11 protein-coding genes are annotated in these 12,302 nt (G+C 70.0%); 6 read left to right on the plus strand and 5 right to left on the minus strand.

From position 1 onward, the window contains the following. Positions 1-16 precede the first annotated feature (16 nt). The 3 genes from FHU35_RS09275 (at position 17) to bla (ending at position 3,140) form a co-directional block, all read left to right on the plus strand. Positions 17-889, plus strand: coding sequence for a LysR family transcriptional regulator (locus FHU35_RS09275; protein WP_145738118.1), 873 nt, complete (start codon positions 17-19; stop codon positions 887-889). Next, positions 886-1,776, plus strand: coding sequence for a serine hydrolase (locus FHU35_RS09280; protein ID WP_246110188.1), 891 nt, complete (start codon positions 886-888; stop codon positions 1,774-1,776). Before FHU35_RS09275 ends, FHU35_RS09280 begins: the two co-directional genes overlap by 4 nt. Before the next feature lie 482 nt (positions 1,777-2,258). Next, positions 2,259-3,140 (plus strand): class A beta-lactamase, encoded by an 882-nt coding sequence (gene bla, locus FHU35_RS09285; protein WP_246110189.1) that lies wholly within the window; start codon positions 2,259-2,261, stop codon positions 3,138-3,140. A 121-nt stretch (positions 3,141-3,261) separates the two neighbouring features. Here the strand turns inward: bla and FHU35_RS09290 are convergent, their stop codons facing one another. Together FHU35_RS09290 and FHU35_RS09295 are read right to left on the minus strand one after the other, a co-directional pair. Then, on the minus strand, positions 3,262-3,456 hold the full coding sequence (locus tag FHU35_RS09290) for a DUF397 domain-containing protein (protein WP_145739789.1): 195 nt from the start codon (positions 3,454-3,456) through the stop codon (positions 3,262-3,264). Positions 3,457-3,458: 2 nt separating this feature from the next. Beyond that, positions 3,459-4,316 (minus strand): helix-turn-helix domain-containing protein, encoded by an 858-nt coding sequence (locus FHU35_RS09295; protein WP_145738120.1) that lies wholly within the window; start codon positions 4,314-4,316, stop codon positions 3,459-3,461. Between the two features lie 252 nt (positions 4,317-4,568). On the opposite strand from FHU35_RS09295, the gene FHU35_RS09300 reads away from it, so the two are divergent. Beyond that, entirely contained in the window at positions 4,569-4,799 is a 231-nt protein-coding gene (locus tag FHU35_RS09300) for an HC3 family zinc finger protein (protein WP_145738121.1), read from the plus strand. A gap of 31 nt (positions 4,800-4,830) precedes the next feature. Here the strand turns inward: FHU35_RS09300 and ligD are convergent, their stop codons facing one another. The 3 genes from ligD to FHU35_RS09315 form a co-directional block, all read right to left on the minus strand. Further along, positions 4,831-5,829, minus strand: coding sequence for a non-homologous end-joining DNA ligase (ligD, locus tag FHU35_RS09305; protein ID WP_145738122.1), 999 nt, complete (start codon positions 5,827-5,829; stop codon positions 4,831-4,833). 113 nt (positions 5,830-5,942) lie between these two features. Beyond that, positions 5,943-6,620, minus strand: a complete 678-nt coding sequence (locus FHU35_RS09310) for an MBL fold metallo-hydrolase (RefSeq protein WP_145738123.1) — start codon at positions 6,618-6,620, stop codon at positions 5,943-5,945. A gap of 47 nt (positions 6,621-6,667) precedes the next feature. Further along, on the minus strand, positions 6,668-7,426 hold the full coding sequence (locus tag FHU35_RS09315; RefSeq protein ID WP_145738124.1) for a maleylpyruvate isomerase family mycothiol-dependent enzyme: 759 nt from the start codon (positions 7,424-7,426) through the stop codon (positions 6,668-6,670). A 352-nt stretch (positions 7,427-7,778) separates the two neighbouring features. Here FHU35_RS09315 and uvrA point away from each other — a divergent pair, with 352 nt between their 5' ends. Together uvrA and FHU35_RS09325 are read left to right on the plus strand one after the other, a co-directional pair. Then, entirely contained in the window at positions 7,779-10,631 is a 2,853-nt protein-coding gene (uvrA, locus tag FHU35_RS09320) for an excinuclease ABC subunit UvrA (RefSeq protein WP_145738125.1), read from the plus strand. Between the two features lie 182 nt (positions 10,632-10,813). Further along, the gene (locus FHU35_RS09325) at positions 10,814-12,262 is read left to right on the plus strand and encodes an alanine/glycine:cation symporter family protein (RefSeq protein ID WP_145738126.1); all 1,449 of its coding nucleotides are present in this window, start codon (positions 10,814-10,816) and stop codon (positions 12,260-12,262) included. Positions 12,263-12,302: the final 40 nt, after the last annotated feature.

Raw genomic sequence — 12,302 nt, forward strand, 5'->3', positions numbered from 1 at the left:
TGCTTGGATCGGTGGTGTGGACCTGCTGCGCCATCTCCGGTTCTTCGTCGCGGTAGCCGAGGAAGGCCACTTCGGACACGCCGCCGACCGCCTCGGCATGACCCAGCCGCCGCTCTCGCAAGGCGTGCAGCGGCTCGAGGGGCATCTCGGCGTCACCTTGCTGATCAGGGGAACCCGCGGAGTCCGGCTGACGACCGCGGGCGCCGACCTGCTGCCCCGGGCGCGGTCGCTGCTGGCGGGCGCGGGCGATTTCACCGAAGCCGCCCGCAGGCAGCGGGAGCGCAGGGGAGCGGTGCGCATCGGCGTCATCGCCGCGCTCGGCGACCGTCAGGTCGCAGGCCTGGTCGCCGCGCTGCGCGCCGCGGCGCCGGATCCGGCCGCCCGCAGCGTCATCGTCACCACCGCCCCCACCGTCGACCTGGTCGACGCCGTTGCGGGAGGGCGGCTGGACTGCGCCGTCGTGCACCACCCGGCGCTGCTCGGCGACCTGCGGACATCGCAGGTGGTGAAGATCCCGAGGTGGTTGCTGGTACCCGCCGACCACCCCGCGGCCGCGAAGCCCACGATCCGCGCCGTGCGCGGGCTGGACTGCGCCACCGCGCCGCGCGCCGACGGCACCGCCGCCTTCGACCTGCTGGTGGACACCTTGCGGGAGCGCGGTCTCGACCCCGGGTTCCTGCCCGCACCTGGCGACCGCGAGGCCCTCAGCGCTGTCGCCGCCGGGCGCGCCTTCGCGCTCAGCGCCGATCCCCGAGTCCGCGCACCAGGCGTGGTGGCCGCCCCCGCGGGCGACGCGCTGGCGTTGCGGGTGCGGGTGATCTGGCCTGATCCGGCGCCGCAGCCCGACGTGTGCGAGGCGCTGGAAAGCGCGCTGCGGGAGCAGTCGTGAGCGCCGAGCAGCGCATGCGCGACGTGCTCGCCGACGCCGGCGCCCAGGGTTGGGTGCACGCGGTCCGGCTCGGCGGCGGTGGCCACCAGCTCGGCATCGGCGCCGACGAACTCGTGGTCACCGCGTCGGTGTACAAGCTGCCCCTGCTCGTCGCCCTGGCGCGGGCGTTCGACTCCGGGGTTCTCGACCCGCGCGAACCGATCCGGTTGGAGCCGACCTCGTGCACGCCCGGCCCGACCGGGGTGTCGATCTTCCAGGACCCCGTGCGGATGTCGTGGCGGGACCTCGCGGCGTCGATGATCGCGGTGTCGGACAACGCCGCCGCGGACGTCATCCTGGGGGCGGTCGGTCTCGAGGCCGTGACGGCCGCGCTCGCCGATCTCGGCCTGGAGCGCACCCGGGTGGTCGGCGGCACGGCCGAATCGCACGCCGCCCTGGCCCGCGAGATGGGCACGACCAGCGCGTCGGAGGCCTTCGCGCTGCTCGCCGACAACGACGAGGCCCGCACCGTCCGCGCCTACGACCCGTCCTACGCCAGCGCGACCACGCCCCACGAGATGACCCGGCTGATGGAGTTGATCTGGTCGGACGAGGCCGCGTCCCCGCACCAGTGCGAGTTCGTCCGCGGGCTGCTCGGTCAGCAGGCCTGGATGCACCGGGTCCGGGCGGGATTCCCGTTCCAGGGGGTTCGCGTCGCGGGCAAGACCGGGACCATCGGGGCGGTCCGCAACGAGGTGTCCGTGGTGGAGTTCGACGGGGAAGCCCCGGTGGCGGTGGCCGTGTTCACCCTCGCGGCTCGTGCCGACCCGGCCCTTCCCCGGGTGGACGCCGCGATCGCCGAGTGCGCCCGCATCGCGGTCACAGACCTCCGCTCAGGCCGCCTCTGAGGCACTCGGTTTTAGGAGTCATTGCAGTATCACCTTGCGTGGCGGTGCGGGTGGCGGAACCTCACACGCCGCCTGGACTCCGTGCGCCACTCCTGATGTATGCCAATACACGGCGTCGCGGCGTACTCGCCAGACGACGTGTGAGAACCCGCGGCGGTGCGGGCTGAGTCCCACACTTGAAGTAACGGCCTCCGCCGCACCGGATCCCAGTTTTAGTCATAACTGAGCCGACATTTCGGACATGATCATGGCTCGGTTTGGGCTAGAACTGGGCCGCTCCCGGTGGGGTTCTCCCGGGGGTGAGGCATTTCCGGGTGATTTTTTCGGGGTGGGGTTGGGGGGTTGGTGGGGTGCAGCTGGGGTGATATTCGACGGCTATCGCGGTGGGGTTCTGTGCTTATTGGCGCTATCGGTTCGTGGGTGGTTGGTTGGGGGTGTTGGTCCTAGCGAAGGGAAAGCAGTTGCAGCACAATGAATTCCGAGTGGGTCGCCGTGCCGTTCTGGCGGCGCTGCTGGCCGCGCCGGTGGCGGCGTGCGCGCCGAGCGCGCAGTCCACGGCCCCTGCTCCGGTCGCCGGTCCCGACCCGGCGCTGGTCGAGCTCGAACGGCGCTACGACGCTCGCCTGGGCCTCTTCGCGCGCAACACCGCCACCGGGCGGACTCTCGCGCACCGGGCCGATGAGCGCGTCGCGATGTGCTCGACGTTCAAGGTCTACGCCTCGGCCGCGCTGCTGCGCGCTCACGGCCTCGCCGGCGGCTACTTCGAGCGCGTCCTCCGCTACGACGCCGGTCAGCTCGTGGAGAACTCACCGGTCACCGAGACCCGGGTGGGCGTCGGGATGACCATCGGGGAGCTGTGCGCGGCGGCGCTGCAGCACTCCGACAACACCGCGGCGAACCTCCTGCTGCGCGAACTCGGTGGCCCGCGAGGCATCACGGACTTTGCCCGCGCGATCGGCGACCCGGTGACCCGGCTGGACCGCTGGGAGGTGGAGCTCAACTCCGCCATCCCCGGCGACGAGCGGGACACCTCCACGCCGCGGGCGCTGGCCGACGGCCTGCAAGAACTGCTGCTCGGCGACGTGCTGGGAGCCCCCGAACGCGAGCGGCTGACCGGCTGGATGCTCGGCAACACCACCGGTGACACCCGGATCCGCGCCGGCGTCCCGCGCGAGTGGCGCACGGCCGACAAGACGGGCGGCGGCAGCGCCTACGGCGTCGCCAACGACATCGGCGTGACGTGGACCGGCACCGGGACGCCGATCGTCATCTCGCTGCTCACCGGTCGGCCGGGGGAGCACGACGAGGCCGACAGCGCGCTCCTGGCGGACGCCGCCCGGCTCATCGCCACGCGGCTGGCCTGACCAGAGGGCACGATTCGTGGGCGCTCCGCCCGAAGCGGAGCGCACGCGGGAACGCCCACCTGCGCGGAGCCGTGCCCGGAGGTGGGCAGGAATTCCCGCGGGGGCGACCCGGATCGGAGCGCTATCTGTCGAAGCGACCTGTTTTGATCGCTCTGACGAAATAGCGCCACTGAGCGAAGTTGGTGGTTAACAGGCCCCCAGCGCGGTCCTTGGTGTCGCGCACGGCGGCACCGCCGATGATGCGACCGACCTCGACGCAGTTGGTCTCCTGGCTGCTCCGGCTGGACTTGCGCCAACCTACCGGCGACTGCAGCAACGTCACGGTGTTGTCTCCTCTCGGTGGATGATCTCGTCGACGAGGCGAACCGAGTCGTCGCTGCTCATCGCGAATTGCCCCAGGTCCTTCCTGGCCTTGACGAATGCCGTCACATCACCGGGGTCCCGCAGGAATGCGCTGGACCTGTGGTGTTCGAGGTGGACGACGGGAGAGGCCTTCGCGAACTCGAGGAGCACGAAAGACCCTGCGTGCGCGGGGGTCCATCCGGCGGACAGCGGGATGATCCGGATGTCGATGTTGTCGCGGCCGCTCATCTGGCGGACGTGCCGCAACTGGTCGATGAGCACGGCGCGACCGCCGATGGGTTGGTGGAGCACCGATTCGAGCAGGAACGCCGTGTACTGCACCGGTTCCTGGTGGCGGGTGATGACCTCGCGCCGGCCGAGCCGCACCGCCACGCGGGTGGAGACCTCGTGCTCGGGGATGCCGGTGCCCATGATCGCCCGGGCGTAGTCGGTGGTCTGCAGCAGGCCGGGGATGAGGATCGGGGAGACGTCGGTGATCGCCGTGGCGATCCGTTCGAACTCCAGCAGCGCGGTGAGCTGATCGGCCTCACCGACTGATCCGACCGATACCGAATTGGGTGGTTCGGCTTGCGCCTCACGGGTGAGTCGCAGCAGCCGATCGCGGGCGGGGCTGGAGAGCCCCAGCACGGCGCACACGGCGGACACGGATTCGGTCGAAGGCACTCGTTCGCCGCGTTCCCAGCGGACCACGACGGAGTGCGAAACGTCGAGACGTCCTGCTAATTGGCGCAGCCCGAGACCGGAACGCGATCTCGCGTCCCGGATTTCCGCACCGAGAACGTACGCCCGCGGTGCCGGAGTGGTCTCGCTCATGCACCACAGCCTATTTCAGGTGCGAAATCGCACGGCACGGTGGGTCAAGTTGCGGGAAAGACGTTGGTTACGCACTGATGTGTGCGCCGAATGGCGTCATTCGTTCGGGGAATTGCCGGAGTGGTCTCGAGACCATGAGCATTGGTCTCGCGAAGATCGAGATCGCTGCGGAGCCGGGAGGGGTTCCGCGCGCGATCTGCGTTCCGCCTCGCGGCATCGCGGGGTGGTGACGACAAGAGGGGGTGGATCGCCATGTACCCGTTCCACTGGGTGCCTGCGGACGGTTGGAGACACGCGAGCCTGGACAAGCGGCCGTGGGGCAACGCCTACCCGAGCGGCATGCTCGTCAGCACCTTGTGCAGTCAGGAGGTGGTGGCGGACGCGACCCGGGAGGCGTGGCTGTGGAAGACCTGCGGCGACTGCCATTCCGAGGCGCGCCGGGTCGCCGCGGCCGTGGTCGACGTGCCGCGCATGTCGGTGTAGCGAGATCAGCTGCAAGGAAACGAGTTCCGGATCAGGTGCGCTTGGCCCGGCTGGGAGCCACCCGGGGCGGTTCGTTGGGCTGCTTGGGGTAGACCGGCGGCCAGGGAGCGTCCTGCAACCCATCGGCGATGTCCCGGTCGTAGCGTTCCAGCAGCGGCTGGATCGATTGCGGCCGGGTGTCGGCCCACGGGTCACCGCGTTCGGCGAGCCGGCCGGGCACGGTGGCGATGGTCAGCTGATCGGGGTCGATGCCCTCCAGCTCGTCCCAGCCGATCGGCGTGGACACCTGGCCGCCGACCCGCGGCCGGGCGCACCACGCGCCGAAAACGGTCTTGTGGGGCGCGTTCTGGTTGAAGTCCACGAACACGCGGCGACCCCGCTCCTCCTTCCACCACTGGGCGGTGATCAGGTCGGGGTGGCGGCGTTCGAGCTCGCGCGCCAGCGCCACGGCCGCCGCCCGCACCCGGTAGCTGTCCCACTCGGGCCGCAGCGGGACGTAGAGGTGCAGACCCCGCGATCCCGAGGTCTTCAGCCGCACGTCGATGCCGTCCTCCGCCAGGAACTCGCGCGTTCGCACCGCGGTGTCGCACACCTCCGCGAAGCCGACACCGGGTGAGGGGTCGAGGTCGATGCGCAGCTCGTCGATGATCTCCGGGTGCCCGGCCTGGTAGGGCCACACGTGGAAGCCCAGACAACCCATGTTCACCGCCCAGACGATGTGCGCGAGGTCGGCGGCGACCAGGGCGTCGCTCGTGGTGCCGTTGGGCGTTTCGACCACGGTGGTGCGCAACCACTCCGGCGCCGAGGCGGGCACCCTCTTCTGGAAGAACGACTTCCCGCTCGCCCCGTCCGGATGCCGTTCCATCAGCAGCGGACGGCCACCCAGCGTGCTCAGCAGGGGGCCGGCGACCGCTCGGTAGTAGTGCACGAGGTCGAGCTTGGTCTCACCGCGGCTCTTGAAGAAGACCTTGTCCGGGTGCGACACGGGCACCTCGGTGCCCTCGACGTCCAGCTTCACGGCCTCGCCCACGACGACCTCCGGTGCTCAACCCCTCGGTGACCAGCGTAGACGGGCGCACCGACGGGCGCAGGCGGCTCGCGTGCCGGGTGGGGGAAGCTCAGGGGAACTTCCCCCACGACCGTTCACCAGCCGCGTTCGCGCCACTCGGGGAGCTGGGCGCGCTGGGCCCCGAGGGTGGAGTCGTCGCCGTGGCCCGGGTAGAACCACGTGTCGTCCGGCAGCTCGGCGAAGACCCGGTTCTCCACGTCGTCGACCAGCGACCGGAAGTCCTCCGGCGAGGTCGTGCGGCCCACGCCTCCCGGGAACAGCGAGTCGCCGGTGAACAGGTGCGGGTGGCCCTTCGGGTCCCGGTAGACCAGCGCGATCGAACCGGGGGTGTGTCCGCGCAGGTGGATCACCGACAGCTCGGAGTCGCCGACCGCGACGGTGTCGCCGTGCTCGACCAGGTGGTCGGGCGGCACCGGCAGTTCGTCGGCGTCGGCCGGGTGCGCCACGGTGAAGCAGCCGGTCGAGCCGGCCACCGCGCCCAGCGCCTGCCAGTGGTCGCCGTGCTGGTGGGTGGTGACGATGGTCCGCAGCCGGGGGCGCCGCTCGTCGTGGCCGAGCAGGTCGCTCAGCCGTTCTGGGTCGTTGGCCGCGTCCACCAGCAACGCGTCCCCGGTGCTCTTGCACACCAGAAGGTAGGCGTTGTTGTCCATCGGGCCGACCGAGATCTTGGTGATCGTCAGCGCGTCCAGGTCCCGGCGCGCTGCCGCGCCGCCGGGCTCCACGTGTCCGGTGTACTCAGCTTGAAGCTCCACGCGCAGAGCCTAACGTCCGCGGCCGCGTCGCGGTCGCAAGATCGGGCTCACGACCACCCGGGCAGTTCGGGCGCGTCGCCGCGCAGCTCCCCGGGCCCGGTGCGGCCGAGCAACCAGCCCAGCATCGGAGCGGGCTCGCCGGAGACCTCCTCGGGCCGCGACGTGGTGCCGCGCAGCTCCCACTGGCGGCGGTGATCGCCGAAGTCGACCTCCAGCGACACGGCGGGCACGTCCGGCCGTCCGCCGAAGAGCTGCACGACGTCCTCCAGCACCTGTTCGGCATCGGCGGAGGGGATGTCGGCGAAGTCCACGTCGTGGTCGAGGTCGACCAGGTGGACCCACACCTCCAGCAACCGCATCCGCGGGATGTGGTGCGCGGGCATGTCCCCGGTGGTCCCGGTGACCTCGGCGGTCCAGTCGGAGCCGGGCAGGTCGCGCGCGGCCGCGGCGAAGCGGTCGCTGGAGGCGACCAGGTCCTCCATCAGCAGCTGGTGGCTGCGCGGAGCGCCTTCCTGGATGGCCTCGTCCCGGTCGTCGGCGCTGGCGTACATCGGGTGCTCGATGCCGGTGCGGGCCCACAGCAGCAGGTTGCAGCAGGCGTCGGCGTTGCGGGCCAGGTGGGTGATCACGTGGGCTCTGCTCCATCCGGGCAGCAGGCTGGGCTGGCGCACGGAGAGCTCGTCGAGCCCCGAAGCGGAGCGCACCAGGACTTCGGTGGCGTGCTGGACGGCGGCCAGCCGGCGGGCGACCTCGTCTGCCAGGGATTCAGCAGACCAACGGCCGGTACCGAGAACGATGTCAGCCATGGCTCTACCTCACGTGGGGGGAGGGCGGGCGGACTTGCGGGCACAACGTGAAGTCCTGAGCGTAAAGGCGCAGGACACATCCCCGACAGTGCTCAATTCGGGCGACCTTGCGTATCGTCGTGAGGGGGCAGCCACCGCCGGATCGCGCCACATCTCACACGTTGGGGTGATGGCGGAGGGAGGTGCTCGGCACCTGGAGCCGTCGGTCCGAGACTGTCGGAGGCCCCGAATAGCATGGACGTCGCAACGTCGCGACCGGATGCCGCGCCGGCGGACCGCTGCCTGGAGCAGGCGGCCGCCCGACAAGACGGCGCGCGCTCGCGCAACACCAGAACTTCTCGAAGGGATCACCGTGGCTGACCGCCTCGTCGTTCGCGGCGCCCGTGAGCACAACCTGCGCGGGATCGACATCGACCTGCCCCGGGACAGCCTGATCGTGTTCACCGGGCTGTCCGGTTCGGGCAAGTCGAGCTTGGCGTTCGACACCATCTTCGCCGAGGGGCAGCGCCGCTACGTCGAGTCGCTGTCCGCCTACGCCCGGCAGTTCCTCGGTCAGATGGACAAGCCGGACGTGGACTTCATCGAGGGACTGTCCCCGGCGGTGTCGATCGACCAGAAGTCCACCAGCCGCAACCCGCGGTCCACGGTGGGCACCATCACCGAGGTCTACGACTACCTGCGGCTGCTCTACGCCCGCGCGGGCAAGGCGCACTGCCCGACCTGCGGTGAGCCGATCAGCAAGCAGACCCCGCAGCAGATCGTCGACCAGGTGCTGGAGATGCCCGAGCGGGCGAAGTTCCAGGTCCTGGCCCCGGTCGTGCGCGGCCGCAAGGGCGAGTACGTCGACCTGTTCGAGCAGCTGCGCTCCTCCGGCTACGCCCGCGCCCGTGTCGACGGCGTGGTGCACCCGCTCGACGAGCCGCCGAAGCTCAAGAAGCAGGAGAAGCACGACATCGCGGTCGTCATCGACCGGCTCACCGTCAAGTCCAGCGCGAAGCAGCGGCTTACCGACTCGGTCGAGACCGCGCTGCGGCTGGCCGACGGCCTGGTGCTGATCGAGTTCATCGACCTCGAGGAGTCCGATCCGGCTCGCGAGCGCAAGTTCTCCGAGAACCTGGCCTGCCCGAACGGGCACGCCCTGGGCGTTGACGAGCTCGAGCCGCGGTCCTTCTCCTTCAACTCGCCTTACGGCGCCTGCCCCGAGTGCGCGGGCCTGGGCATCCGCAAGGAGGTCGACCCCGAGCTGGTCGTCCCCGACGAGGACCTCTCGCTGGGCGACGGCGCGATCGCGCCGTGGGCCGGCGGGCACACCGCCGAGTACTTCTCCCGCCTGCTGACCTCGCTGTCGGAGGCGGTCGGCTTCCGGATGGACACCCCGTGGGGGCAGCTGCCCACCAAGGTTAAGAAGGCGGTGCTGCACGGCACCGACGACCAGGTGCACGTGCGCTACCGCAACCGCTACGGCCGCACCCGCTCCTACTACGCCAGCTACGAGGGCGTCATCCCGTTCCTGGAGCGGCGGCTGGAGCAGACCGAGTCGGACTACGCGCGCGAGAAGTACGAGGGCTACATGCGCGACGTGCCGTGCCCGGCGTGCGACGGCACCCGCCTCAAGCCCGAGATCCTCGCCGTGACCATGGAGGACGAGACCGACGAGCGCTCCATCGCCGACGTCAGCGCGCTGAGCGTCCAGGAGTGCGCCGAGTTCCTCAACGCCCTGGTCCTGGGGCCGCGCGAGCAGATGATCGCCGGTGCCGTGCTCAAGGAGATCCAGGCCCGTCTGGGCTTCCTGCTCGACGTCGGGCTGGACTACCTGTCCTTGGACCGCGCGGCGGGCACGCTCTCCGGTGGTGAGGCCCAGCGCATCCGGCTGGCCACGCAGATCGGTTCCGGTCTGGTCGGTGTGCTCTACGTCCTCGACGAGCCGTCGATCGGGCTGCACCAGCGCGACAACCACCGGTTGCTGGAGACGCTGAGCCGGCTGCGGGACCTGGGCAACACGCTCATCGTCGTCGAGCACGACGAGGACACCGTGCGCAGCGCCGACTGGGTGGTCGACATCGGCCCCGGCGCCGGCGAGCACGGTGGTGAGGTCGTCCACAGCGGCCCGTACAAGGAGCTGCTGAAGAACAAGAAGTCGCTGACCGGCGACTACTTGGCGCGGCGCAAGGAGATCCCGGTTCCCACCGAGCGCCGGGTCGCCGATCGCAAGCGGCAGCTGACGGTGGTGGGAGCGCGCGAGCACAACCTGCGCAAGATCGACGTGTCGTTCCCGCTGGGGCTGATGACCGCGGTCACCGGTGTCTCCGGTTCCGGCAAGTCGACGTTGGTCAACGACATCCTCGCGTCGGTGCTGGCCAACAAGCTCAACGGTGCGCGGCAGGTTCCCGGGCGGCACACGCGGGTCAAGGGGCTGGAGCACGTCGACAAGCTGGTGCAGGTCGACCAGTCGCCGATCGGCCGCACCCCGCGGTCGAACCCGGCCACCTACACCGGCGTCTTCGACCACATCCGCAAGTTGTTCGCGGCCACCACCGAGGCGAAGGTGCGCGGCTACCAGCCGGGCCGGTTCTCGTTCAACATCAAGGGCGGCCGGTGCGAGTCGTGCGCCGGTGACGGCACGCTGAAGATCGAGATGAACTTCCTGCCCGACGTCTACGTCCCGTGCGAGGTGTGCAAGGGCGCCCGGTACAACCGGGAGACCCTGGAGGTGCACTACAAGGGCAAGACGATCGCCGAGGTCCTCGACATGCCGATCGAGGAGGCCGCGGAGTTCTTCGAGCCGATCAACGCGATCCACCGCCACCTCAGGACTCTGGTCGACGTCGGGCTGGGCTACGTGCGGCTCGGTCAGCCCGCGCCGACCCTGTCGGGCGGGGAGGCGCAGCGCGTCAAGCTGGCCAGCGAGCTGCAGAAGCGCTCGACCGGCAAGACGGTCTACATCCTCGACGAGCCGACCACGGGCCTGCACTTCGAGGACATCCGCAAGCTGCTCGGCGTGATCAACGGTCTGGTGGACAAGGGCAACACCGTGATCGTCATCGAGCACAACTTCGACGTCATCAAGACCGCCGACTGGATCCTGGACATGGGTCCGGAGGGCGGCAACGGCGGCGGCCTGCTGCTGGCCGAGGGGATGCCGGAGGACGTCGCGGAGGTCGAGGACAGCCACACCGGCCGCTACCTCGCCGAGCTGTTGGGCTGAATGCCAGCCGGGCACCCGCCGGGAGCCCGATTCCCGATCGTTTGTACCCTTTCCGCCAATGCGCGGGTCACCGGAACGGGGTGACCCGCGCTCGGACTGCCCGCGGTGAACGTCATCGGGTGCCGCACTTCCGGGGCCGCTGACGCGAGAGTTCCCGCGCCACATGCGGAAAGGGTGTACCGGTGGACGCGCTCAACGACGCGATCGTCGCGCTGAACGACACGTTCTGGCTTTACCTCATCATCCCCGTGCTCGCGGTGCTGAGCCTGTACTTCACCGTGCGCTCGAAAGCCGTGCAGATCCGGATGATCCCGGAGATGGTCCGCGCGATGGGCGGCAAGGCCGAGATCGCCGAGGACGGCGGGAAGGCGATCTCGTCGTTCCAGGCGTTCGCGATCTCCGCGGCCGCCCGCATCGGCACCGGCAACATCGCCGGCGTGGCCACGGCCATCGCGCTGGGCGGTCCCGGTGCGGTGTTCTGGATGTGGACGATGGGTCTGGTCGTGGGCGCGGCCAGCTTCGTGGAGTCCACCCTCGCGCAGCTCTACAAGGTGCGGGACAAGTCCGGCTTCCGCGGCGGCCCCGCCTACTACATGTTGCACGGCCTGCGGGCGCGCTGGATGGGCGTGCTGTTCGCCGTGGTCATCACGGTGACCTTCGGCTTCGTGTTCACCGCCGTGCAGGCCAACACGATCGTCGACGCCGTCGTCACCTCGGCCGAGGCCACCGGCATGAGCTCGACCGGCTGGATGCAGCCGGTCCTGGGCGTGGCGCTGGTCGCGCTGACCGCGCTGATCATCTTCGGCGGCGTGCGCCGGATCGCGCAGACCGCCGAGCTGCTGGTGCCGTTCATGGCCGGGCTCTACATGCTGCTCGGCCTGATCATCGTGGTGCTCAACATCGACGCGCTTCCGGGCATCATCGCGCAGATCTTCTCGCACGCCTTCGGTTTCGAGGCGGTCGCGGGTGGCGGCATCGGTGCGGCGATCGTGCAGGGCGTGCGGCGCGGCATGTTCTCCAACGAGGCGGGTCTGGGTTCGGCGCCGAACGCCGGTGCCACCGCCTCGGTGAGCCACCCGGTCAAGCAGGGCCTGGTGCAGACCCTCGGCGTCTACGTGGACACCCTGCTGGTGTGCTCGACCACGGCGTTCATCGTGCTGCTGTCCAACCCGACCTTCGGTGACGAGGACCGCGGCGCCTCGATGACCCAGACGGCGCTGCAGGCCAACCTCGGTGACTGGTCGCTGCACCTGATGACGCTGATCATCCTGCTGGTCGCGTTCACCTCGGTGCTGGGCAACTACTACTACGGCGAGTCCAACGTCGGCTTCCTGACCGGCAACCGGGCGATGCAGACCGGCTACAAGTGGGGCGTGCTGCTCGTGGTGTTCCTGGGTGCGATCGGCTCCTCGGACCTGATCTGGAACCTCGCCGACACCACGATGGGCGTCATGGCCCTGGTCAACCTCGCCGCGATCGCTCCGCTGAGCGCGGTCGCCCTCAAGCTCCTGCGCGACTACAACGACCAGCGCAAGGAGGGGCTCGACCCGGTCTTCACCCGGGACCGGCTCCCGGAGCTCACCGGAGTCGAGTGCTGGGAGCCCAAGGAACCGGTCAAGGCCGAGGCCTGAGGGCTGCTGGGTGCATGTCGGGTGGGTGGTGTGGGGAAGT

Source organism: Saccharopolyspora dendranthemae (genome assembly GCF_007829955.1).
In the GTDB taxonomy this organism is placed as follows: domain Bacteria; phylum Actinomycetota; class Actinomycetes; order Mycobacteriales; family Pseudonocardiaceae; genus Saccharopolyspora; species Saccharopolyspora dendranthemae.